Annotated in this window: 22 protein-coding genes and 1 riboswitch; of the genes, 14 read left to right on the forward strand and 8 right to left on the reverse strand. The window is 55.8% G+C overall.

Annotated elements, in window-relative coordinates; genetic code table 11:
• Window positions 1-71: 71 nt before the first annotated feature.
• Both B1C80_RS17035 and B1C80_RS17040 read left to right on the forward strand, forming a co-directional pair.
• Window positions 72-1,514 carry an MBOAT family protein gene (locus B1C80_RS17035; RefSeq protein ID WP_077922386.1) on the forward strand — a complete coding sequence of 481 codons (1,443 nt, stop codon included), beginning with the start codon at window positions 72-74 and terminating at the stop codon, window positions 1,512-1,514.
• A 37-nt stretch (window positions 1,515-1,551) separates the two neighbouring features.
• Window positions 1,552-2,649: a hypothetical protein gene (locus B1C80_RS17040; protein WP_077922387.1), complete on the forward strand. Its 1,098-nt coding sequence runs from the start codon at window positions 1,552-1,554 to the stop codon at window positions 2,647-2,649.
• Window positions 2,650-2,719: 70 nt separating this feature from the next.
• On the opposite strand, the gene B1C80_RS17045 is transcribed toward B1C80_RS17040, so the two are convergent.
• Window positions 2,720-4,390 carry a GMC family oxidoreductase gene (locus B1C80_RS17045; RefSeq protein ID WP_077922388.1) on the reverse strand — a complete coding sequence of 557 codons (1,671 nt, stop codon included), beginning with the start codon at window positions 4,388-4,390 and terminating at the stop codon, window positions 2,720-2,722.
• Between the two features lie 238 nt (window positions 4,391-4,628).
• Here B1C80_RS17045 and B1C80_RS17050 point away from each other — a divergent pair, with 238 nt between their 5' ends.
• Window positions 4,629-5,438, forward strand: coding sequence for an SMP-30/gluconolactonase/LRE family protein (locus tag B1C80_RS17050; RefSeq protein ID WP_077922389.1), 810 nt, complete (start codon window positions 4,629-4,631; stop codon window positions 5,436-5,438).
• Between the two features lie 85 nt (window positions 5,439-5,523).
• Here B1C80_RS17050 and B1C80_RS17055 read toward each other — a convergent pair whose 3' ends face one another.
• Together B1C80_RS17055 and B1C80_RS17060 are read right to left on the reverse strand one after the other, a co-directional pair.
• Window positions 5,524-6,189 carry a phosphatidylserine decarboxylase family protein gene (locus B1C80_RS17055; protein ID WP_077922390.1) on the reverse strand — a complete coding sequence of 222 codons (666 nt, stop codon included), beginning with the start codon at window positions 6,187-6,189 and terminating at the stop codon, window positions 5,524-5,526.
• Window positions 6,190-6,281: 92 nt separating this feature from the next.
• Window positions 6,282-7,556 carry a Glu/Leu/Phe/Val dehydrogenase gene (locus B1C80_RS17060; protein ID WP_201723569.1) on the reverse strand — a complete coding sequence of 425 codons (1,275 nt, stop codon included), beginning with the start codon at window positions 7,554-7,556 and terminating at the stop codon, window positions 6,282-6,284.
• Window positions 7,557-7,886: 330 nt separating this feature from the next.
• On the opposite strand from B1C80_RS17060, the gene B1C80_RS17065 reads away from it, so the two are divergent.
• The 5 genes from B1C80_RS17065 to B1C80_RS17085 all read left to right on the forward strand — a co-directional run bounded on the left by B1C80_RS17065 (window position 7,887) and on the right by B1C80_RS17085 (window position 10,856).
• Entirely contained in the window at window positions 7,887-8,273 is a 387-nt protein-coding gene (locus B1C80_RS17065; RefSeq protein WP_077922391.1) for a TraR/DksA C4-type zinc finger protein, read from the forward strand.
• A gap of 371 nt (window positions 8,274-8,644) precedes the next feature.
• Complete coding sequence (locus tag B1C80_RS17070; protein ID WP_077922392.1) at window positions 8,645-9,094, forward strand: phage holin family protein; 450 nt, start codon at window positions 8,645-8,647, stop codon at window positions 9,092-9,094.
• Between the two features lie 60 nt (window positions 9,095-9,154).
• The gene (locus B1C80_RS17075; protein ID WP_077922393.1) at window positions 9,155-9,688 is read left to right on the forward strand and encodes a hypothetical protein; all 534 of its coding nucleotides are present in this window, start codon (window positions 9,155-9,157) and stop codon (window positions 9,686-9,688) included.
• Complete coding sequence (locus B1C80_RS17080) at window positions 9,606-10,415, forward strand: geranylgeranylglyceryl/heptaprenylglyceryl phosphate synthase (RefSeq protein WP_077922394.1); 810 nt, start codon at window positions 9,606-9,608, stop codon at window positions 10,413-10,415. Before B1C80_RS17075 ends, B1C80_RS17080 begins: the two co-directional genes overlap by 83 nt.
• 3 nt (window positions 10,416-10,418) lie before the next feature.
• On the forward strand, window positions 10,419-10,856 hold the full coding sequence (locus B1C80_RS17085; RefSeq protein WP_077922395.1) for an energy transducer TonB: 438 nt from the start codon (window positions 10,419-10,421) through the stop codon (window positions 10,854-10,856).
• A 31-nt stretch (window positions 10,857-10,887) separates the two neighbouring features.
• Here B1C80_RS17085 and B1C80_RS17090 read toward each other — a convergent pair whose 3' ends face one another.
• From B1C80_RS17090 to B1C80_RS17100, 3 genes are all read right to left on the reverse strand, one after another.
• Entirely contained in the window at window positions 10,888-11,814 is a 927-nt protein-coding gene (locus B1C80_RS17090; RefSeq protein ID WP_077922396.1) for an AraC family transcriptional regulator, read from the reverse strand.
• 172 nt (window positions 11,815-11,986) lie between these two features.
• Window positions 11,987-13,156: an acyl-CoA dehydrogenase gene (locus B1C80_RS17095; RefSeq protein WP_077922397.1), complete on the reverse strand. Its 1,170-nt coding sequence runs from the start codon at window positions 13,154-13,156 to the stop codon at window positions 11,987-11,989.
• A gap of 89 nt (window positions 13,157-13,245) precedes the next feature.
• On the reverse strand, window positions 13,246-13,740 hold the full coding sequence (locus B1C80_RS17100) for a MaoC family dehydratase (protein ID WP_077922398.1): 495 nt from the start codon (window positions 13,738-13,740) through the stop codon (window positions 13,246-13,248).
• Between the two features lie 73 nt (window positions 13,741-13,813).
• Between B1C80_RS17100 and B1C80_RS17105 the strand changes: the two genes are divergently transcribed.
• The gene (locus B1C80_RS17105) at window positions 13,814-14,614 is read left to right on the forward strand and encodes an alpha/beta hydrolase (RefSeq protein ID WP_077922399.1); all 801 of its coding nucleotides are present in this window, start codon (window positions 13,814-13,816) and stop codon (window positions 14,612-14,614) included.
• Between the two features lie 255 nt (window positions 14,615-14,869).
• Here the strand turns inward: B1C80_RS17105 and B1C80_RS17110 are convergent, their stop codons facing one another.
• A complete protein-coding gene (locus tag B1C80_RS17110) occupies window positions 14,870-15,541 on the reverse strand; it encodes a TVP38/TMEM64 family protein (protein ID WP_077922400.1) in 672 nt (223 codons plus the stop codon).
• Between the two features lie 70 nt (window positions 15,542-15,611).
• On the opposite strand from B1C80_RS17110, the gene B1C80_RS17115 reads away from it, so the two are divergent.
• Complete coding sequence (locus B1C80_RS17115; protein WP_077922401.1) at window positions 15,612-16,751, forward strand: cystathionine gamma-synthase; 1,140 nt, start codon at window positions 15,612-15,614, stop codon at window positions 16,749-16,751.
• Between the two features lie 55 nt (window positions 16,752-16,806).
• Window positions 16,807-19,479: a PQQ-dependent sugar dehydrogenase gene (locus B1C80_RS17120; RefSeq protein ID WP_077922402.1), complete on the forward strand. Its 2,673-nt coding sequence runs from the start codon at window positions 16,807-16,809 to the stop codon at window positions 19,477-19,479.
• On the opposite strand, the gene B1C80_RS17125 is transcribed toward B1C80_RS17120, so the two are convergent.
• Entirely contained in the window at window positions 19,476-21,878 is a 2,403-nt protein-coding gene (locus B1C80_RS17125; RefSeq protein WP_077922403.1) for a TonB-dependent receptor, read from the reverse strand. The two genes, B1C80_RS17120 and B1C80_RS17125, sit on opposite strands and share 4 nt — an antisense overlap.
• An 83-nt stretch (window positions 21,879-21,961) precedes the next feature.
• Window positions 21,962-22,056: riboswitch (TPP riboswitch) on the reverse strand.
• An 81-nt stretch (window positions 22,057-22,137) separates the two neighbouring features.
• On the opposite strand from B1C80_RS17125, the gene B1C80_RS28885 reads away from it, so the two are divergent.
• The 3 genes from B1C80_RS28885 to ribH all read left to right on the forward strand — a co-directional run bounded on the left by B1C80_RS28885 (window position 22,138) and on the right by ribH (window position 23,765).
• Window positions 22,138-22,380, forward strand: a complete 243-nt coding sequence (locus B1C80_RS28885) for a DUF4926 domain-containing protein (protein WP_077922404.1) — start codon at window positions 22,138-22,140, stop codon at window positions 22,378-22,380.
• 67 nt (window positions 22,381-22,447) lie between these two features.
• Window positions 22,448-23,143, forward strand: coding sequence for a tetratricopeptide repeat protein (locus B1C80_RS17135; RefSeq protein ID WP_077922405.1), 696 nt, complete (start codon window positions 22,448-22,450; stop codon window positions 23,141-23,143).
• Window positions 23,144-23,264: 121 nt separating this feature from the next.
• A complete protein-coding gene (gene ribH / locus B1C80_RS17140; RefSeq protein WP_077922406.1) occupies window positions 23,265-23,765 on the forward strand; it encodes a 6,7-dimethyl-8-ribityllumazine synthase in 501 nt (166 codons plus the stop codon).
• Window positions 23,766-23,823: the final 58 nt, after the last annotated feature.

Consider the following 23,823-nt stretch of genomic DNA (forward strand, 5'->3'; position numbering starts at 1 on the left):
ACGCCTTTCGGGCCTAGTTTTGGCAAGACGCTACCCAATAGTCTACCTTTGCCACAAATTATATTCGCCTGATGCTGTTCAGTTCCGCGATTTTTCTGTTTCTGTACCTTCCTTTTTTCCTCATCGCCTATTACCTGACGCCCCGCCGTTGGAAAAATGCGTTGTTGTTTGGGGCTAGTCTGCTGTTCTACGCCTGGGGCGAAGGACCGGTGGTGCTGGTGTTGCTGGTGTCGGCGGCTATCAACTTTCTGGCTGGCCGACTCATCGAAGCCGGTAAACGCCGGACGGGGCTGCTGCTCTCCTTGGCAGGAAGCCTGTCGCTGCTGTTTTATTACAAGTACACCAACTTTCTGGTCGATTCGGCCCGGGGCTTTGCCGAAGCGTTGGCCATGCCGGTTTCGGACAGTCTCACCCTGGCTCAGATTGCGCTGCCGATCGGTATCAGCTTTTATACCTTTCAGGGTATTTCCTACACGCTCGATATTTACTGGGGTCGTATTCGGGCCAACCGCAGCTTTCTCGATTACGGCACCTACGTAGCCATGTTCCCGCACCAGATTGCGGGGCCCATCGTTCGCTATGCCGATATAGCCCCCGAGCTGACCGACCGCAGCGTGACGCTCGAAAAGTTCGGCGTCGGTGCCGAACGATTCATTATCGGACTAGCCAAGAAAGTGCTGCTGGCCAACACCTTCGCCAGCCTGGCCGACACCATCTTCAACGCCCCCCCCGACAGTTACCCGGCCGCCACGGCCTGGCTCGGTATCGTGGCCTATTCGCTACAGATTTACTTCGACTTTTCGGGTTATTCGGACATGGCCATCGGGCTCGGCAAGATGGTCGGTTTCGATTTCAAGGAGAACTTCAACTACCCCTACATTGCGCGCTCCATTCAGGATTTCTGGCGTCGCTGGCATATCTCGCTGTCGAGCTGGTTCCGCGATTACCTGTATATTCCGCTGGGCGGGAACCGGGGCAGTAAAGCCCGCACCTACCGCAACCTGCTGATCGTGTTCTTCGTGACGGGTTTGTGGCACGGCGCCAGCCTGAACTTCATTGTCTGGGGTCTGTACCATGGCCTTTTTCTGCTCATCGAGCGGGCCGGTCTGGCCCGGCGACTCGACCGCGCGCCGGCCCTGGTGGGTCATGTCTACACGCTGGCAGTGGTGCTGGTGGGCTGGGTCTTTTTCCGGGCCGCCGATCTGAACTCGGCCATGGCGTATCTGGGCAAGATGCTGGGGCTGGTACCGGCGGGCGAGTCGGTGGCTTATCCGCTCAGCTATTTCATCAACGCCGAGCTACTGGTGTCGCTGGGGCTGGGGTTCATCCTGGCCACGCCGGTCTATCATAGTTTCCAGAACGTGTGGCGACGGCTGCTGACGCGGCTGGCTACGAACTGGGCGCGCCTGACCCTGGATACGGCCTATGTACTGGGACTGGTCAGTCTGTTCGTTATGGCGGTAGCCTACCTGGCTGCCGACACCTATAATCCATTTATTTATTTTAGGTTCTAGGCCATCTGCCGAGGCTCCAGGAACCGGTATCGCTCGTATGAACGCCCGTTTCAAACTACTTTGTTTTGTTTTTGCCGGCCTGCTGCTGCTCCCCACGCTCGATCAGCTGCTGGGGTTGTCTTCCCGCTTCAGCAGTACCGAAAACCGGGCTATCAGTGGTATCCCCCCGCTCAACTTTCCGCACGTCCGGAGTTTTGTGCGCCAGTTTGACCGGTATTACAAAGAGAATTTCGGCTGGCGGAATGCGCTGTTCTATGGTTACAGCCGCTGGAAACTGAACCTGCTGGGCCAGTCGCCCCTGCCCGAAAAAGTAGTTGTCGGCAAGAATGGCTGGTTTTTTCTCGGCAACAGCTATAACCGCGTGGTTGATCAGCACCGGGGCCTGCAGCCGCTCTCGCCCGACTCGGCCCGCTACATAGCCAGTCACCTCGCGCAGCGCCAGCAGGAACTGGCCCGACAGGGCATCCGGCTGTACGTACTCATCGCGCCCGACTCCCATTCGATTTACCCGGAAAACCTGCCCGATCACCTGCAACCCGCCCCCGGCCCTACCCGCCTGGACGTATTGCGGGAGGCCGTTTCGGCAACCAGCGTCCCCTTTATCGATATTCGCGATACGCTGCGGGCCGAGAAACGTCGGCACGTTGTGTATTACCAGACCGATACGCACTGGAACGACTACGGCACCCTGATTGGCAGCGCGGCTCTGCTCAACCGCATCCGGCAGGATCAGCCTACTCGCCCCCCTATTCTGCTGAGCGATTTTCGCATCGAGAAACAGCGCGGAGGAGGGGGCGATCTGGTAACGATGATGACGGTACAGAACGAGCGGAAAGACGAGGTCTTTTATTACATTCAACCGAACGCCAACCGGGTAGCCCGTCAGACGGCTACCGTACCGAACCCGGCGTCTGGTTTCCCGTCTACGCGCTTCACCGGGCCGGGCGTCGGTCGGTTACTGTTCATTGGCGACTCGTTCAGCCACAGCATGATGCCGTTTATGGCCGCTTATTTTCAGGAATCGTTTTTCGTGCGCGACAAAAAGCTGGACACCAGCCTCGTCAGCGCAGAGCGCCCCGACATCGTAGTCGTCGAAGTCGTGGAGCGCAACATCAGCAACCTGGCCACCCTGTAGAGACGCGATCGCACCGGCGCACCGGCCATCGCGTCTCATACGCACCAGCAGCCCACACGCGCCAGTCCCGCTACAGCCGATCTGTGGGCATCGCGGCCTTGGTATGGATTGCCGACAGCGCGTCGGGCTCGTATCCCAGGATCAGATCAGCCCCTTTCTCGGCAATCATAATCGTGGGTGCATTGGTATTACCCGACACAATAGTTGGCATAACCGACGCATCGATGACGCGCAGCCCGTCGATCCCCCGAACCTGAAGATCGGCGTCAACAACGGCCATCTCGTCGGTTCCCATTCGGCATGTACCCACCGGGTGATATACCGTTTCGAGCTGCTGCAGAATATGCGCCCAGATCACATCGTCTGAGCTGCCGGCCGTCGGATGTACCCGCTGCCGAAAAGGACCGAACGCATCGGCCTGTTTGATCTCCAGCGCCTGCCGAACGCCCTGGATCAGCACACGCCGGTCGTCTTCGTGGGTTAGGTAGTTCGGCTGAATCACGGGCGCGTCGAGCGGGTTAGCCGAACGCAGGCCGATATAGCCCCGGCTTTTGGGCAGCAGCAGCGTTGGCAGAACGATATACCCATCGGTGGTGGGCCAGGTCGACAGATCGTACATATCGGCCGTGTACGAATCGCCCATGTGTACGGGCGCAAAATGAAACTGCATATTAACCCGGTCCAGCGTCGGCTCAGTCCGGACAAACGCCACCGCTTCGAGCGGGCTGATGCTGAGCGGGCCCTTCTTCGACAGGAGCCAGGTTCCCAGCGCCTTGAGCTGGTTGAGCGGCTTGAGGTGAAAATTGGACGAAATGCCCCGCTGCGACGCCAGGCTGCTCACCCCCGTAAACAGGTGGTCCTGCAGGTTCTGCCCAACGCCGGGCAACTCTTTCTTCAGCGCTATACCCGACTGCCGCAGCGCGTCGGCCGGACCGATCCCCGACAGCATCAGTAGCTGGGGCGACTGATAAGCCCCGGCCGACAGAATAACCTCCTGCCGGGCCATTGCGGTCTGTGTCCTGTTTTTTCCCGTAATAAACTCGACACCCGTGGCGCGGTCGTTGGTAATCAACACCTGTTTTGTATGCGCTCTGGTGATAACCGTGAGGTTAGGCCGGCTCATTACAGGTTTCAGAAACGCCGTTGCGGCACTGTGGCGCTTCCCATTTTTGATCGTAAACTGCATCAGGCCCGCTCCTTCCTGCTCAGCCCCGTTACAGTCGGGATTAGCCCGAATGCCGACCTGCCCGCAGGCGTCTACGAATGCCCGGGCCAGCGGGGTCTGAAAGCCGGTCGCAAAGGTGACATTGAGGGGACCATGCGCGCCGTGATACCGCTCGTCGAGCTGATCGATCTGTTCATTGAATTCGGAGCGGATGAAATACGGCAGCACGTTTTCATAGGCCCAGCCCATATTGCCCAGTGCCGCCCAGTCGTCGTAATCGCGTCGGTTACCCCGCACGTAGGCCATGGCGTTGGTCGATGAGCAGCCGCCCAGGGTTTTCCCGCGAGGCTGGTACATGCGCCGTCCGTTCAGCGCCGACTGAGGTTCGGTCCAGAAACCCCAGTCAACGTCGGTACCGTGCAGTTTCGAGTACGCGGCCGGTACCTGCAACTCAAATTTAGTATCGGGCCCGCCAGCCTCCAGCAGCAGCACCGATACCGTCGGGTCGGCCGATAGCCGATTAGCCAGCACGCAGCCTGCTGAACCGGCTCCTACAATGATATAGTCGTATGTCATGGCAAGAAATTCTTCGTGATACCATAAAGATACAAGTATTTCAACGAATAATCCAGACAGGATCTGCCCTTATCCGGTGAATACGGTTTGGCGAAGAAGGGTTACTTACTTATTGGTCTATCAAATAAATAGAATATGAAAACAAAATAGCAGCCTGCGTATTATATGAACATTGTCTATACCAGACACCGACGCTATTGGGTCGGTTACACTTTACTCATACTCAACAACCGATGACATGGACAGTGTACGAGTATTAGCAACAGGATTACGGTTTCCGGAAGGGCCCACTTTCGACGATTCGGGATGTCTCTGGTGCGTAGAACAGGAAGGTGAAGGGTTGTTTTGCCGTGATAAAGACGGAAGTACAATGCGTGTTCATACCGGCGGGCGCCCAAACGGCGCTGTTTTCCGGGATGGCTTTATCTGGTTCTGTGATTCCGGTCAGCAGGCCATCCGACGAATGAACGTCGACACCAAACTAATCGATACCGCCTTGAGCGAGCTTGACGGAAAGCCGCTCAACATGCCCAACGATCTGCTGTTCGACACGCAGGGCAATCTGATTTTCTCCTGCCCGGGTCCGCCAGACGATGAGCAGCTTGGTTATGTGGCGGTGCTGGACCCCAGAGGTCATGCTGAAGTAATAACCGACGGGCTGATGTACCCCAACGGGCTGGCGCTGCTCAACACCAGCGTACCTACCCTGCTCATTGCCGAAACCCACCGCCACCGCATCTGGAGTGGCTTTTGGGACCCTATCGGTTTAAGCTGGGAAACAATCCGGGTGTGGACCGTCGTTACGGAGGCCCCCGCTGGCGAACCGATTCCCGGTCCAGATGGTATGACCCTGGGGCCCGACGGGTTCATCTATACGGCCGTGTTCGGCGCGGGACTTATCCGGGTCTTTTCGTCCGAAGGCGAGTTTGTTCGCGATCTCCATTTGCCCGGCGCTAACCCAACTAACTGCACCTTCGACCCCTCGGGCGAGCTGGGCCTGATCGTGACTGAAAGCGAGCGGGGCGAGTTACTCAGCGTACAGGTCTGATAACACAAAACAGGGTCAGCAGAAAGAGAAACCCGGTATGGCTTTCCCGCTTCTGCTGACCCTGCTTTGCTTACCCTCTGTATTTTTAGTCCTTCAATTCTGCCAGAACGGTAACGCCCCCTTTGGTACGTTCGCCAATGTTGACTTTAACATCGGCATCGAGCGGCAGAAACACATCCACCCGCGATCCGAATTTGATAAAGCCCATCTCCTGGCCCTGCTCAACGGGCTGGCCTTCTTTGACATACCACCGGATACGACGGGCCACCGCACCGGCAATCTGCCGAAACAGCACCTCGACGCCGTTTTTAGCCTGAATGACAATGGTTGTCCGTTCGTTTTCCGTACTGGATTTCGGATGCCAGGCGACCAGGTATTTACCAGGATAGTATTTAAAGTACCGTACAACACCCGACACCGGATTCCGGTTGACGTGTACGTTCAGGGGCGACATAAAAATGGAAATCTGCCGCCGACGCTCCTTAAAATACTCGCTTTCTTCGGTTTCCTCGATAACGACGATTGTCCCATCGGCCGGAGCGATGATCTGGGCGTCGTGCAGCGTCAGCGCGCGGTTAGGTACCCGGAAGAACTGAACAATCAGCCCAAAGAGGATGAGGCTGGCTACCGCCAGCAGCACGATAGCCAGGCTATTGTCAGAAAACAAATAAAAGTAAGCCAGCAAATTCAGAGCCAGCAAAACCAGCCCCGTTGTCAGCATTATGGTGTACCCTTCCCGGTGTAAACGCATCGTTAACGTGTGTAATGTATACTGAATAATGGGTCAGCCCCCTGTGAGAACGGGCAAAATTAGGCATTATGCCGTATACATGCTGTTCCGAATTAATATCCTCCCCGGAACTTGTAGGTGCTCGCCACTTTATCGATGGCTACGATGTAGGCGGCCAGCCGCATAGGCACCTGGTATTTCTGCGACGTTTCGAACACCCGGTCAAAGGCATCTTTCATGACGCGGTCGGCCCGGCGGTTGATGCGGTCGAGGGTCCATTTGTAGCCGATGCGGTTCTGTACCCATTCGAAGTAGGATACCGTTACGCCCCCGGCATTGGCCAGAATATCGGGCACTACCAGAATACCCTTGCTGTTGATGATCTCGTCGGCCGAAGCGGAGGTTGGGCCGTTGGCGCCCTCCACGATCATTTTGGCCTGAATCGACCCGGCATTATCGTCGGTGATGACGTCTTCTTTAGCGGCCGGCACCAGAACATCGACAGGCAGTGAGAGCAATTCTTCGTTGGTGATCTTTTCGGCTCCGCTGAATCCGTCGAGCGTACCCTTGTTGGTATTCCGGTACGTCACAGCCGCCGTAATGTCGATACCCGACGCGTTATAATAGCCGCCCGAAATATCGCTGACAGCCACCACCGTAACGCCACGCTCGTGGAGCAGTTCGGCCGCAAACGAGCCTACGTTCCCGAAACCCTGGATGGCGGCCGTTGTCCGGTAGGGATTCATCCGCAGCTTATCCATGGCCGACAGCGCGGCCACGGTAACCCCGCGGCCCGTTGCTTCGGTGCGCCCCAGCGAGCCGCCCAGTACGAGTGGCTTACCCGTTACGACGCTGTTGACGGTCATGCCTTTGGCTTTCGAGTATTCGTCCACAATCCAGGCCATTTCGCGGGGGCCGGTACCCATGTCGGGCGCCGGAATGTCGCGGTCGGGCCCGATTACGTCGAGCATCGCTACGGTATACTGTCGGATCAGGCGTTCGATCTCGCCCGCCGACATCTCGCGGGGGTTGCAGGCGATACCGCCCTTGGCCCCGCCATAAGGAATGTCAACAACGGCGCATTTCCAGGTCATCCAGGCCGCCAGCGCCCGCACCTCATCGAGGTGAACGCCGGGGTCGAGCCGGATCCCACCCTTGGCCGGGCCGAGGATGTTGGAGTGAATAACGCGGTACCCTTCAAACACTTTGATGCTCCCGTTATCCATCGTAACGGGCAGCCCAACAATGACCTGACGGGCAGGTACTTTAAGAATATCGTACATCTCGTCTGATATACCCAGCATTCGCGCGGCAGCGTCGAAGCGGGACATCATGGACTCCAGTGGATTCTCTTTATCTTTTATCGGTGCTGGTTCAATATATGCCATGGCCATGCGGTTCATTCTGTCTTTAAACGAAAAATACAATGAAGTGTCCCGCAAACTTAATAAATAGGCGATTACATTATCAAAAGTATATTTTTTCTCAGATTAATCTAAAAATCACATTCCACATAAATAGGTTCGTTCTTGAATAGCGACCAAATTCTTTTTTAATGAACGCAAACACCACCAAAGATTCATTTGAATTTTTGTCAATTCTCAGTTTACTAATTTTCCAAAAAAACGACCGTAATCTAAGTCGCATATTGAAAAAACGGCCGTAAACCGTTAATTTTGCAGTCAGTTGCACGTGCCCCATCTAACATAGTCCTTACTATGGTTCAAGAAGAGAAAAAACGATATTCGGAAGAAGACCTGAAAGAGTTTGAGGAACTCATCGGTCAGAAGCTGGACGCCACCCGTAGCGAGTTGAATTACATCAAGGAAACGCTCAGTAAACGGAACGACAGCGGCACCGACAATACATCTGGCAACTCAAAACTGCTTGAAGATGGTGCTGACACCAGCGAACGCGAAAACCTCAGCCAGCTGGCCGCCCGCTTGCAGAAATTCATCCAGCAGCTCGAAGCCGCTATGGTCCGCATCAAAAACGGCACGTATGGTATCTGTAAAGACACGGGCAAGCTGATTCCTAAAGAGCGGCTGCGGGCCGTTCCGCACACACAACAGACGATCGAAGCCAAACTACGGCAATCGAACTAACGGCTCAGTTGCCGATACGACGTTTCCCGTCATTCGCATCAACGATTTCAACGCAAACAGCTCAGGAGGTGAACTTCCTGGGCTGTTTGCGTTTATGGCTGGACGTATGAAGACCAGCCAGAGTGGGTATTTTTCTACAATCCTGTGTCCATTTGGCAACCCCGTCTGCCAGCCCGCAATTTAACCCCGGCCCGCCCAGCATGCAGCGAGCCGGGTTCCTTTAGCACCTGCCTCCGAAAATCACCCCCTCTTCCGGCAAATAAAGCCCCTTCGTAACCACATACACAGTTGAGCGCTCAGACCCTCTGTTTTTTGAACAAAATGGACGCTTTTTTGTAGATACCCCATAGTGAAAACTAATAAACAAGATCATGCTGGAGCGCTTAGAGGAAATTCGGGAGAATATATTCCGCTACCTGGAAGCTCGTATTGAGTTATTTACACTTGAAACGCGCAGTAAAGTAGAGGAGGGAGTTGTAGTGGGTATTCATGGCATCGTACTAGCCCTGCTGGCCACTATGACAACCATCTTTTTGTTCAGTCTGCTGGCGGCTTACCTCAACGAGGTTACCAACAGCCGGTACCTTGGCTTTCTGATCGTTGCCGGCTTCTTTCTGCTGATGACCATCATCTGGCTGGCCGCTAAAGACTTTTTTAAGTCGAAAATCCGGGTGGCTGCCTATAGCGCTATCAAGAAAAGCCAGGAGAAAAAGCAAGAAGAAAAGTCAGAAGCGGTTGAAGAACTGATGGCGCAGACCCGCACGGCGATTGGCGGTGGCGGTAGCCTTGGCGAAAACCAGTCGTCACCACGAGCCTACTGACAGGCAGGCGGTTAGCCTGTTGTTTTTTACAGATCAATACAATAACTCAAGCGTAAACTAATGGAAGATCCCAAAGTACCATTTGCCGACACAACCGCCCGCCGGGCACAACTGATGGCTGCTACCGAGCGGTTCAAAGATTCGATCACCGATAGCGTTGATTCTATCAAAGGCGACGCGACCGAGCTGGGCCGGACGGCTGCATTTGTTGCAGGTGCCGCTTTAGCCGTATATTTGGTTGTTAATGCGGTACTGCCTAAGTCGGATGAATACCGGTATGCCGAGAAATACGGTGAGCCGGAAGATCGCGTTTATGACGATGAGGACGATTCATACGACGAGGATTTGGAGGCAGCTGCGCCGTCAACGCGGAAGGCAGTAAAAAAACACGCAAAAGAAACGCAAAAAGCAGCGGCCGCAAGCGGATTGATCGGAGGTCTGGTAACGTCGGTACTGACCAACATTGCCCGCGAGCAGTTAATGGGTTTTTTAGCCCGCATCCGTCAGAATAATGCCATCAACCCCACCGCCGATCCAACGCAGTACCACGAAAAGGCAACCAGTCAGCCTGCTAGATACACTTCGGCGTCATAAAACGTCGGGACAAAAGTCGCTGGCCGTCCTGCTCGACCCCGATAAGGTCGAGCAGGACGCGCTTATAGCCCTGCTCCAGCGCGCGAACACTCATCCTATCGATTTCTTTCTGGTTGGGGGCAGTCTGGTAACCGATTACCGACATGCCGAAGTGATTAGCACCTTGCGGGCTTACTCGCCTGTTCCGGTGGTGCTGTTTCCGGGCAACTCGCTGCATATCGAGCCCACCGCCGACGCCATCCTGTTTCTCTCGCTCATCTCCGGGCGTAATCCCGAATTTCTGATCGGTCAGCACGTCATTGCAGCCCCACTGCTCAAAAAGAGTGGCCTCGAAGTACTGCCAACGGGCTACATGCTGGTCGACAGTGGGGCACAGACCACGGTTTCCTACATCAGCGGTACCATGCCGCTTCCTGCCGATAAGCCCAGCGTGGCTGCCTGTACGGCTATGGCCGGCGAGATGCTGGGGCTTCAACTGATGTATCTGGACGCGGGTAGTGGCGCCCGCCGGCCCGTCTCGCCCGATATGATTGCAGCCGTTCGGTCTGTTGTCGACGTGCCGATTATTGTGGGAGGAGGTATCAACTCGGGCGAGAAAGCCTATAACGCCCTCAAAGCAGGGGCTGATCTGATCGTTGTCGGCAACGGCATCGAACAGGACCCCGACCTGTTACCTCAGCTGTCGGCGGTTGTGCGGGAAATTAATCAGTCGGTCTTACAAGCTTAATATATGAGAGCCATTCTGAAAGCTACGCTGTGTCTGCTGGGCACCGTTGTTTTGAGCCAGTCACCCATGTCCACCGTCCGGGCGCAGCAGTCGACCGGGAAGGTGTATACCGTGGCCGAACGCCAGCCCGAATTTCCGGGGGGTAAAGCCGCCCTCAGCCGGTATCTGGCTACGAACATCAAGTTTCCGGGGTCGCTAATGCGGCAAAACGCCAACACGGGGCCGGTAGCCGCCAAATTCATCGTCGACGTTGACGGCTCGGTCCACGACGTACGGATTACGACCAAGCCGCTTACCCGGGAGAACAAGAAAGGCATGCAGGAGTTCATGGCGGCTATCGTTACGGCCGTCGAAAAAATGCCCCGCTGGCGACCCGGCGAAGTGGGCGGCCGACCGGTGGCGGTTTTTTACACCCTGCCCATCGAGGTAAACATGCAATAAAAAAGGCGGGCCGCAAAGCCCGCCTTTTTCGTTATACGTTCATCAGCGACTCCCGACGGCGCATCTTACCGGCCGGAATGCCGAACATCATCTTGAACCGGCGGCAGAAGTAAGCCGTGTCCTTGTAACCGACCTCGGCCCCGATGGCCCGAATGCTCTTCTTGCTGGTCCGGAGCAGGCCTACCGCCGACTCCATACGCTGGTATTCGATATAATCCTGCGGGTTGATGCCCGTAAGCATCTTGAAGTATTGACCAACGTAATCTTCTGATACGTTAGCTACGTTAGCGAGGACCTTGTTCGAGAGGTCGCCACCGAGGTTGTCTTTTATGTAGGCAAAGATATCGATCAGGCGGGGGTCCTTGAAGTAGGTGCTGTTGGTAACCAGCTGCTCAACGAACAGGCGGTTTTTGAGGATGTACCGAACCACTTCGATTACGATCTCCTCCGTCTTTATCTTGATGATCCGCCCCTTGCCGGCCAGATCGGTCATGTCTTCGGCCAGAATCTGGTTGATGGTATTGGCCAGATGATCTTCGCGTTTGATGATGAACGGCGGCACGTCGAGCGAGTTGAAGAAGTTGACCGAGTCAAACACTTTTGCTTCAAACGACACGTAACCGAACGAGTTGGGCAGGTGCCCAATCAGCTTGGGATCATGATTTCCTTCGAAATACATCTCCCGGTGGGTCATAAACTCTTCGTTCGATACCGATTTGGGATTCGACGGATCGCCGTAGGTGACGGTGACGTGTTTTCCTCCCGGAATAAACAGCATATCCCCGGCTTCGACCTTTGTCTTCTCATCGCCAATGCATACATCACCATTGTATAAAATCAATAGCGTGTTCTCAACATCGTAAAAATTCTTGATGGTGATGGGCTGTAAAATCCGGATGTTGCGGGCCTTGATAAACTTTACGCCCAACGACTCGATAATTTTATTATAGTCTTCCATAGTTGAAAGGGGGGTGCGTGCCGATTCTTATTTCGCGTAAATTTGCACAAAACTAATAATTTGTACAAAACTAATACAAGTATAAAAGTTTCCGGATGATAAAAAAAAAATGCGTATTCGATATGAACACGCATTTTAAGTACGGAATAATTCTATTTAACCGGCCGAAAAACTACCGGATGAGCTCCCGGGCAATCACTAATTTTTGGATTTCCGACGTACCCTCGTAGATCTGCGTGATTTTAGCGTCGCGCATGAGCCGCTCAACGTGAAACTCTTTCACGTAGCCGTAGCCCCCGTGAATCTGTACGGCTTCGGTAGTTGCCCACATGGCCACATCAGAGGCAAACAGCTTGGCCATGGCAGCGGCCTGAACGTAATCTTTACGCTCGTCTTTGAGCCGCGCGGCTTTGTAAACCAGCAGCCGGGCCGCTTCGATCTTCGTGGCCATCTCAGCCAGCTTGAACTGAATGGCCTGATGATCAAATATTTGCTTGCCAAATGCCCGGCGCTCCTGGCTGTATTTGAGAGCCAGTTCGTAAGCACCTGCCGCAATACCCAGCGCCTGGGCCGCAATACCGATCCGGCCGCCGTTGAGGGTTGACATAGCAAATTTAAAGCCGAAGCCATCTTCGCCAATCCGATCTTCCTTGGGCACTTTTACGTCGGTGAACAGTAGCGAGTGCGTATCAGACGCGCGGATGCCCATTTTATCTTCCTTTTTGCCGACTACGAAGCCCGGCGCTCCTTTCTCGACGATGAGGCAGTTGATGCCTTTATGTTTCTTTTCGCGGTCGGTCTGGGCAATTACCAGGCAGATACCGGACGAGTTACCGTTGGTGATCCAGTTCTTGGTACCGTTCAGCAAATAATAGTCACCCATATCCTCGGCGGTTGTCTGCTGGGAGGTGGCGTCAGAGCCGGCTTCGGGCTCCGACAGGCAGAACGCGCCAACGGTTTCGCCGGAGGTGAGTCGGGTCAGATACTTCTGTTTCTGCTCTTCGGTACCATAGGCTTCGAGGCCGTAGCAGACCAGTGAGTTGTTGACCGATACGATAACCGAGGCCGATGCATCGACTTTGGACAGTTCTTCCATCGCGATCACGTACGAGACCGTATCCATGCCGCCCCCGCCGTAGTCGGGCGAAGCCATCATACCCAGAAAGCCCAGCTCGCCCATGCGCCGGATCAGCTCGGCCGGAAATCTCTGCTCATTATCGCGCTCGATGACGCCCGGCAGCAATTCACTCTGGGCAAAATCGCGGGCGGCTTCCTGTACGGCGAGGTGTTCTTCCGTTAAATTAAAATTCAATCCCTGTAACTCCAGCATTGCCGTTGCCATCTGAATTGTGCGTTTCGTGTTTGTTGATTTTGGTGTAAAGGTATATAATTTGCCGTACAACTAGTATGCTTGCATACTACTCTACAACCTTACTGCTCTATCAGTAACGTAATCAGCTCAGCCACGCAGGCGGGCTTATGTTCTCCTTCTACTTCGAAGACACATTCTACGATGGCCCGAACGGCCGGTACTTCTCCGGGGTCCGAGTTCGTTTGCGTGCTTCGCTGATCGGGTTCGGCATGGTGGAGCCAGGCTTTCATACGCAGCCGGCTCCCAACCGGAACGGCATTGGTAAACCGGATCTTGTTAGCCCCGTAGTTGATGCCCATTTTCACCGACTCGACCCGGTAGATTTCGGCCATCAGCTTCGGCGCCAGCGAAAGCGTCAGAAACCCGTGCGCAATGGAGGTTTTGTACGGCGATTCGCGGGCCGCCCGCTCAGGGTCGGTATGAATCCACTGCTGGTCGCCGGTAGCCTGGGCAAACTGGTCGACCATATCCTGGGTGATGGTCATGTACTCGGTTTCGCCGAGCGACTGGCCGGCATGGGCCGAAAATTCAGCTAGGTTGGCAAATAAGCGCATAAGAAATGAGGCTAATGACTGGTTAGTTAGTGAACGGACACCCTTTGTGGCGTCATCAGTTACCTTTGTATGTATGCTCCACGCTACCCGCATCCAGTTTTTCGACGTACAGGACACTCGAATCGCGTTTCGGGTGTTTGGCAGCGGCCCGGCGGTTCTGCTCGCGTTTCACGGGTTTGGGCAAAGTAGTGTCGTTTTTGAGCACCTGCAACGGGCTATTGGCAGCCGCTTCACGGTGTTTGCGATCGATTTGTTCTTACACGGACAAAGCCTGCATACCGGCAACCCACTACTAACCAAAACCAGTTGGCAAAGGTTACTCGACGCGTTTCTGGAAACGCACGGTATCGAGCGGTTTTCGCTGATGGGGTTTAGTCTGGGCGGTCGGTTTGCCCTGGCCACCACCGAAGCCTTTGCCAGCCGGGTCGATGAGCTACTACTGATTGCGCCCGACGGTATTACCCGCAGTTTCTGGTACCAGCTGGCCACCAGCACCCGCGCCGGGCGTGCGCTGTTCCGCTACATGCTTCACCATTTGTCTATCCTGACCGATGTGGGCCATACGCTGGTGCAACTGGGCCTGCTGAACCGCACGGCCATGCGGTTTGCCGAACTGTCGCTCAGTACGCCCGCGCAGCGCGATCTGGTTTACCGGAGCTGGACCCAGTTTCGGCTCATCAGTCCCCGAATTCCGGCCATCGCGCAGTTGCTTAACACGCATCCGGTGCGGGTTCGGTTGTTTGCGGGGGCGTTTGATCGGATCGTCCCGGGTCGCTATCTGCTCCCGCTCACCGACCGGCTTCACCGGTTTGAACTGACCGTTTTCCGAACCGGCCATAACCATCTCATCGAGCTAACCGCCGAGCGGGTGTAACCAACCGCCTTCCGTTAACGACCCGAATGGTCGTTCAGTAACCAGCAGCCTGCTGGGTAAGTTGATTATTGCATCACCGTGGTGCGTGTCCGCACCGGGACACGCAGTCGGACCATCTGACCGGATGGTGTTGCTGACGCAGAGGTGGTCCGTGAGGACACGGACCACGGTGACCGACACCGACCCACCAACCACCATGACAACCACACCATCCGGACGAAACACGGTGAGTGAACGGATGAATGCGGGCTAAGCTTAGGCCAGCGCCCGGCGCAGGACTTGCCAGAGGCCAGCGATGGAGACCAGGATCAGTGCGGCAATGATGACCTCTCCCCACAGGCTTTGATTCGGGTTGTCGAGCAGGGCCCGGATTTCGTGGGCTTCGCGGCCCGACCAGACAGCCAGCAGCGTTCGGGGCGTCATACCCAGAAAACCGCCCAGCAAAATATTCCGGAGCCGGGCACCCGACAAGGCAAAAAGCAGGTTGGTCAGTCCGAACGGAAGAATGGGCGATAACTTGGCGAAGAAAATCACCTTCAGCTCTTTATCCAGAATACGATCCAGCACCGACTGCGCTTTGGGGTTTCGGCGCAGGAACCGGATAAACCGGTCATGATCGATCCAGTGAACGAGCTGGTTGATGAATAGAATACCGCCCAGATTGACTACAAAAATCGGTAATACCGCCTGCCACCCCAGAAAATAACCGAACAGCAGCGCCAGCATGGTTGGTGGCGTAAGGGCAGCCGATGTAAGCGAAAAAAGCAGCGTAAGTCCCGCCCACTGCCAGGCGGTCAGACCGGCGATGTAGGATTCATACACAACGGCATAATAACTGAGCACCGACGTAAACACGATGGGCGTTACCGACATCAGTACCCCTGCCAGCGCAGGACCGGTGATTTTTTGGAGGATGGCTTGCTTCACTATACAGGGTTAACGACCAGGGGGTAGGTTTTGTGTACAATCGACCTAAAGTCTGTATTACCTTCGCCCTATGAACTTCGCAACCAAAGCCATACATGCCGGTATTGAGCCGGACCCGACCACGGGCGCTATCATGACGCCCATCTACCAGACGTCGACCTATGTGCAGGAGTCGCCCGGTAAACACAAAGGCTACGAATACGCCCGGACCCAGAACCCCACCCGAACGGTGCTGCAAAATAACCTCGCAGCCCTCGAAAACGGCAAACATGGCATCTGTTATGCCTCAGGTCTGGGCGCTACCGACGCCATCCTGAAATTATTCCGCCCCGGCGACGAAATCATTGCCAGCAATGACCTCTACGGCGGCACCTACCGCATCATGGTGCGGGTCTACCAGGAGTTTGGGCTGAAGTTCTCGTTCGTCAACCTGGCCGACCCCGCAGCCCTCGAAGCAGCTATTACGCCCGCCACCAAAATGGTGTGGATCGAAACACCAACCAACCCGCTGCTGCGCCTGGTCGATATTGCCGCCGTTGCAACCCTGACCCGGGCCCGCGGCATCCGGCTGGTGGTCGACAACACGTTTGCATCGCCCTATCTGCAAAACCCGCTCGATCTGGGTGCCGATATCGTAGTACATTCTGTCACCAAATACCTCGGCGGCCACTCCGATACGGTTATGGGGGCCATTATCCTCAACGACGACGAAACGGCTCAGCAACTGGCGTTTATCCAGAATGCCTGCGGAGCGGTGCCGGGCCCGCAGGATTGCTTCCTGGTGCTGCGGGGCATCAAAACCCTGCACGTACGGATGCAGCGCCACTGCGAAAATGCCCAGCGCGTTGCCGAATACCTGCAGCAGCATCCGAAAGTTAGCCGCGTCCACTACCCCGGTCTGCCCGATCACCCCGGCCATGAGCTGGCCAAACGACAGATGCGCGGCTTTGGCGGTATGCTTTCGTTCGAGCTGGCCGGCGACCGGATGGATGAGGCAGTTCACGTCATGGAAAGTTTCGGGGTCTTTTCGCTGGGCGAATCGCTGGGGGGAGTGGAGTCGTTATGTACGCATCCGGCCAGCATGACCCATGCCAGTATCCCGAAAGAAGAACGCGAAAAAAATGGGCTGAAAGACACGCTTATTCGATTGAGCGTTGGCATCGAAGACGTTGACGATCTGATTCAGGATCTGGCACAGGCCATTGGATAGCAATTATATAGGCTTAATGCGTACTTTAGATGCCTGATTATGATTCGTTCATTTGATGCTACTCCGTCTACTTGTACTCATTCTGGCCTGCGTTGCTTTCACACCGGCGTCAGCCCAGCTACCAACTGGCTTTGTTCAACGGCAGATCGGTCGTAACCTGAACCCAACGACGCTCACCTTTTCGCCCGACGGGCGGCTGTTCGTGGTTGAAAAAGACGGCCGGATTCGGGAAGTCATTGCCGATGCGCTGGCTCCCGATCCGTATATTACCATTCCCAACGTCGACATCACCAACGAGCGCGGCCTGTCGGGCCTGTGCTTTCATCCCGACTTTCCGCGAACGCCGTTTATCTACGTCTATTACACGGTAAAAGACCAGGATCGGAATCGGCTGAGTCGGTTCCGGGCCAACGGGGCCGGGGCCGATCCGAAAAGCGAAACCATACTGCTCGAGTTCGACAAGCTGGCCGGCACCATCCACAACGCGGGCGTACTGCGGTTTGGCCCCGACCGGAAACTGTATGTAGCCACCGGCGAAGGCTCCAACGCACCCATGGCCCAAAGTATGAGCAGCCTGCTGGGCAAGGTGATCCGGCTGAACGACGACGGCAGCATACCGGCCGACAACCCGTTCGTGGGCCAGACAACCGGCTCTTATCGGGCCATTTATGCCCTCGGCTTACGGAATCCGTTTTCGATGGATATCGATCCGGTATCGGGGCGAATTATCGTGGGCGATGTGGGTGGCGATGCGTTTGAAGAAATTAACGACATCAGAGCAGGACGCAACTATGGCTGGCCCCTGGTCGAAGGGCGCCGGACCAATCAGGAAGCCCCTGCCAACTATAGCGATCCGCTCTATGCCTACGGTCATGATCCAGCCTGCGCGGTAACCGGGGTGACGGTATATAATCCGCCCACGATCCGGTTTCCGGCCGAGTACCGCAGCCGGATCTTCTTCGCCGATTACTGCGCGGGCTCGATCCAGACCCTCGACCCCGAAACAGGCCGGCTGATCGGTACATTTACCACCGGCATTGACCGACCCATCGCGCTGGCAACCAGTCCCGACGGCTATCTGTACTACCTGGCCCGGGCCGGCATCGGCGGAGGTACGCAGCAGGACAACACCGCGACGGGCAATGGCACGCTGCACAAAATTTCGTTTTTCGACTCGGGCCTGCCTTACATCACCCGCCAGTCGGCCAACGCCTTCGTGGCCGTTGGCGAAGCGGTCACGTTTGAGGTCGGTGCCGTTGGGCAGAAGCCTCTCGCCTATCAGTGGTACCGCAACGGCAAGCTCCTGCCCGGTGCTACGCAGGAGAAATACACCATTTCCAGTGCTATGCTGGCCGACGATGGCGCTACGTTTCACTGCATAGTTACCAACGGACTGGGCACCGACACATCGGAGCAGATGTCGTTACGGGTCGTTCAGGGGCAGCGGCCCGTCGCTCAGATCCGGACCCCCACCACCAACTCCACGTACAAGGCAGGCGATGTGATTGCCTTTGCGGGCAGTGCGCTGACGGCCAGCCAGCAGCCTCTTGGCAACGCGAAACTGACCTGGTGGATCAACTTCCACCATGAAGACCACATTCACCCCGCGCTCGATCCCGTAACCGGCCCTTCCAATGGCATTTACCGCGTACCCCGCGTGGGCGAAACCTCTACCGATGTCTGGTATCGTATCCACCTGCGCGTGACGGACGTATCTGGCCTGACCAGTGAAACATCGGTCGATGTGAAACCCGAACTGGCTACCGTTACCATTGCCAGCAGCCTGAGCGCCGTCCCGTTTTATCTGGATGGGTCGCCCCATGAATCGGGCTACGCCTTTGAGGCTGTAGTGGGTACGCTCCGTAGTCTGGATACCAGACCGTACCGGGCTACCCCGACCGGGTTTTTCCGGTTCACGGGCTGGAGTACCGGGCAGTCGGCCACGGCGGTTTCGTACGAGGTTCCCGATGGCAACTCCAGAATTACCATGAACTACCAGGCGCTGGCCGTACCGGGCGGAAACGGGCTGCGGGGCGAATACTTCCGCAACAGTACCGACGTGACGGGCACACCTGCCTTCGTACGCATCGACGATAAGGTCGATTTCGACTGGGGCGACAATCCGGTCTCGCCCACGCTCGGGAACAACAACTTTACCGTTCGCTGGATGGGCAAAGTACTGGCTCCGCTAACCGGCACCTATACTTTTCATACCGAAACCGACGATGGCGTACGGCTCTGGGTGAATAACAAACTACTGATCGACAAGTGGGACGTTCAGCCCAATACCGAATGGACGGGTCAGATTGAGCTGATGGCGGGGCAGCAGTACGACATTCGCATGGACTACCTCGAAAACGAAGGAGTGGCCAACGCCAGGCTAATGTGGAGTTCGGCCCAGTTCGACAGGGCTGTGATCGGCAAACCCTTTCTCTTCAGCGCCCCCATCGTAACCGCCAGCCAGCCCGAAACTGACGGGGCACTGACCGTTTTCCCATCGCCCGCCCGCGAGCAGGTTACGGTCCGGTACGTAGCGCTGAAGTCCGGAACAGCCCAGATCGACGTGGTAGACCTGCTGGGCCGCCGAACCTACACCCGACCCGTTCGCGTCGTGAGCGGTCCGAACGATTACCTGATTCCGGTGGGCGACTGGCCCGCCGGCGTGTACCAGATTGCGGTTCATCCGGCGGGCCAGCCAGCTACGTACCGGCGCTTGCTAATCCGCTAGAAACGGACCCGAATACCTGCCAAGAAATTACGCCCAGCCTGCGGATAGTACCCGTTTTCGGCTACTACGCGCCCTTCCGATACGTAGGCGTAGGTATAGCCGTTCGACTCATACAGCTCGTTGAGCACGTTGTTGAGCAGCAGCGTAAACGCAATTTCCTGGGCAAACTTCGGCTTCAGGGTATAGATGAACCGGATGTCGTTCGTGAAGTACGGGTTCAGACTCCGGCTCTCGGTCGAGGTGTTGTCCAGATACTGCTTCCCGACGTATTTCGACAGCAGACTCAGCTCCAGCCGTTTGGCGGGCGTGAATAGCAGCTGCGAGCCGGCAATCACAGCGGGCGAGAACGAAATGTCGGTTTCGCCGTAGCGGTTGGCGACCTGTTCGCCCGTGTCGTAGTTGTCGAGGTATTCGGTAAAGCCTTTCACCCGGTTGCGGCTGAAGGTAGCATTCACGTTCCAGCGCAGGGTTTTGGCCAGTTGCGTACCGGCTTCCAGCTCAATACCGGCGCGGTAGCTTACCGGTATGTTGACCCGGTTGTAGGCACCCACATCGTTCAGCTGCCCCGACAGCACCAGCTGGTCGCGGTAGTTCATGTAGTAGGCATTGGCCGTAAACGCCAGCCGCTGCGCTTGCCATTTGTACCCCGCTTCGTAATCGATCAGCCGTTCGGCGCGGGGGCGGCTGGCGGGCGTTGACTGGGTGTAGTCGTCGCGGTTGGGTTCGCGATGGCCCACGCCCACCGATGCGTACAGCGTGCTCCGGTCGTTGATCGTGTAGGTCAGTCCGCCTTTGGGGTTGAAGAACGTCAGGCGGTCGTCCTGCTGTACGTTTTTCAGCTGGTTGTTGAAGCCCAGGAACGAGTACGATACCGTACGAACCTGCATGTCGAGGAAACCGTTGAGCCGGTTGCTGACCTGATAAAACGCTTTTGCATAGAGGTTAAAATCGTTTTTGGTAGCGTCGTTATCGTAATACCGATCCCGGATGTTGGTAGCCCCGGCCACGCGGGCCCAGATGATTTCGCCGAAGTGTTTGCCTTCATACTGGTTCCAGCCGCCACCGATGTTGGCTGTCAGCTTCCCGAAACTGTTATAGTCGAGCGAGAAAACCGTGCCGTAGAAGTCGTTGTCGAGCCAGCGCCGGCGAATGAAGTCGGTTTTTGTGATGGTCGAGTCGCCGATAACCACGTTGGGCAGCCCGTAGTCGCTGAAGTCTTCGCCATCGCGGTACTGTTCGTAGTAGCCGCGTCCTTTTGTGTAGAAAAACGACAGGTTGGCGCGCCAGTTGCGGTTCAGCTCGTGCGAGCTGATGAGCTGGTAGTTATCCTGCTGGTAGTTGTCGGTTTCGTTATCGTAGGTGTAGGGATTATAGGTCCGGTTTGTCTTGAGCAGACTCTCGGGCACCCCGCCCCACGACTGGTAGGTCTGTTCCTGACCCGAGAACACGTTCAGCCGAACAAAGCTTTTCTTCGCGTAATACCCGCCCGACAGATAAAACGAGCGCAGATCCGAAAACGCCCGATCCACATACCCGTCCGAGTAGATGCGCGACAGCCGGGCATCGAGTACAAAGTGGCCCGGGATCGCGCCCGACTTGAGCAGGCCGGTTCCGGCCAGTACGTTCACTTTTCGCGTACCGAACGAGCCGCCCGAGATATTGGTCTCGGCATACGGGTTTTTCTCGAGCGAATTGGTCTGGATGTTCACCGACGCCCCAAACGCCCCCGCCCCGTTGGTCGACGTACCGACCCCGCGCTGGATCTGGATGCTACTCACCGACGAGGCAAAATCGGGCATGTTGACGAAGAAAGTACCCTGCGATTCGGCGTCGTTATACGGTATGCCGTTGAGCGTCACGTTTACCCGCGTTGCATCGGAACCGCGTATCCGGATACCCGTATACCCAACGCCCGCGCCCGCATCGGAAGTCGTAACAATGGATGGCGTAAAGTTGAGCAGCTGCGGAATATCCTGCCCCAGGTTGAGTTTGTTCAGCTCCCGGCGCGTCACGTCCGTATAGGCGATGGCCGATTTCTGATTGGCCCGGGTAGCGCTGACCACGACCTCGTCGACGGCGATGGCTGCTTTCCGGAGCGCGACCGTTACGGTAGCGTTCTGGCTGAGGTCCAGTGCCTGGGTCTGGGTTTCGTAGCCCAGCAGCGAAATCCGTAGGGTGGCCGGGCCGGGTTTGAGATTGGTGAGCCGGAAGGCCCCCGACGCATCGGCAAACGTGCCGGTATAGGTTCCTTCGATGGTCAGAGCCGCACCGGGCAGCGGTCCACCCTCCGCATCGCTGACTGTACCGGAAATAGAATACTGAGCCCAGGCGGGCAGGCTGACCAGCCACAACAGGGCCGCGAGGGTAGTGGTGAGATAGGAGGTCGTCTGTTTTTTCATAGCGAAAAAGCGACGATAGGCAAAGGGGCCGAACCTACCTGTATTGAGGTTGTATGTATAAAGTTGAAATCAGGCCCGACTAGCCAGCCTGGTGTTACCATCCCTTCGCAGCATTACCTGCGCAGGTTCAATGGGTATAATCTCAGCCCGTTGTTTTGGGGCACCCCTTAGAAGATTAGCACTGGCAAAGTTAGCACTATTTCTATAAAACAAGCGGCCATATCTATCGTTTCACTCTCAGAACCATGCCTGTATTGATATGACTGAGTTTGATTTGATCGTTTTACAAGAAGATATACCTGGTAAGCGACTGAAAGCGGGTGACATAGGTACAATTGTAACGGTTTACGGCGAAAGCAAAGCATTCGAGGTTGAATTTGTAACCTTAACCGGTGAATCTGTGGCTGTAGAGACCTTGTTACCGCATCAGATTCGGCCCGTTCGGTCGTCTGAAATCATGAGCGTACGCGACACGGCCGATCAGGTAGCCCTGAATTCGTAAACTTTTGAGCATTATCCTTTTCCGTAACCACAATTACTTCTAATTTTGCAATCCAAATTGCAAAAGCATGAGCAAAAAGAATCCCGGATTGGACTTTTTAGAAGACCCGGACGCATTAGAAGGCAAATTAGAGGAAGTGGGCGACTTCGTTCAGCAGAATCGTACGATCGTGCTGGGCGTGGTTGGGGTGATCGTTGCCTTGATTGTCGGTTTCTTCGGCTATCGGTACTACCAGAGCAGCCAGGACGAAACCGCCCAGGTTGAACTGTTCCCCTCGGTCTACCAGTTTGAAGCCGATTCGCTGAACAAAGCCCTCAATGGCGATGGTAAAACGCCGGGCCTGCTGGCCGTTGCTGACAACTATGGCTCTACCAAAGCTGGTGATCTGGCTAGCTTCTACGCCGGTGTGGCTCTTCTGAAGCAAGGCAAATATGACGCGGCTATCGAACGGCTGAACGAGTTCAGTTCGTCTGACCTGCTGGTTCAGGCCCGCGCTTATGCCCTCATTGGCGACGCCTACATGGAGAAGAAAAGCTATGACGAGGCCGCCGATCATTACCGGAAAGCCGCCGACTACAAGCCGAACAAATTCTTCACGGCGGGTTATCTGTTGAAACTGGCTGTTGCTCACGAGCAGGCCAAGCAGAACGATAAAGCCATCGAGGTATACAACGAAATTATTGACAAGTACGCGCAGTCTGCCGAGGCCGTTAGTGCCAAGAAGTATAAATCCGTGCTCGAAGCAGCGGTCGGCGAGTCGTAAGCGTATCTGAATCAATCAATACTGCCAGGGACAAAGCCGAATCGGGTTTGTCCCTTTTTTATTAGCCCCTATTTCTTCATCCGATTCTCATTCAGCCGTGGCCTGCCGGGCCACATGACCCATGTCTTCAGCCGATAAAAACCTGAGCGTTTTCGCCACTTCTGAACTGCCGGATGTAAGCCACCGGCGGTTTGCTATCCTGGTGGCCGAGTGGAACACCGAGGTGACCGAAGCCCTCTACAAAGGGGCCTACCAAACGCTGCTCCAGTACGGCGCCAAAGCCGAAAACATTGTACGCGGCAACGTGCCCGGTAGCTACGAACTGACGCTGGGCGCGCAGTGGTTCGCCCTGCGCGACGATATCGATGCCGTTATTGCCCTGGGCTGCGTCATTCAGGGCGAAACCAAACACAACGACTACATCAACCACGCCGTTGCCCAGGGCCTTACCACCGTGAGCCTGAAAACGAGCAAGCCGGTCATCTTTGGTGTACTGACGCCTAACGATCAGCAGCAGGCCCTCGACCGGGCGGGTGGTAAACACGGTAACAAAGGCGACGAAGCCGCCATCACCGCCATCAAAATGCTCGGCCTCCAAAAGCAAGTGTATACCAAGTTTTAATTGAGCGATTCATGGTTAAGTAGTTGCGCGATTGCCCTGTCTGAAAATTTAGCCGTAA

It is taken from the genome of Spirosoma sp. 209, assembly GCF_002006735.1.
Taxonomy (GTDB): Bacteria; Bacteroidota; Bacteroidia; order Cytophagales; family Spirosomataceae; genus Spirosoma; species Spirosoma sordidisoli.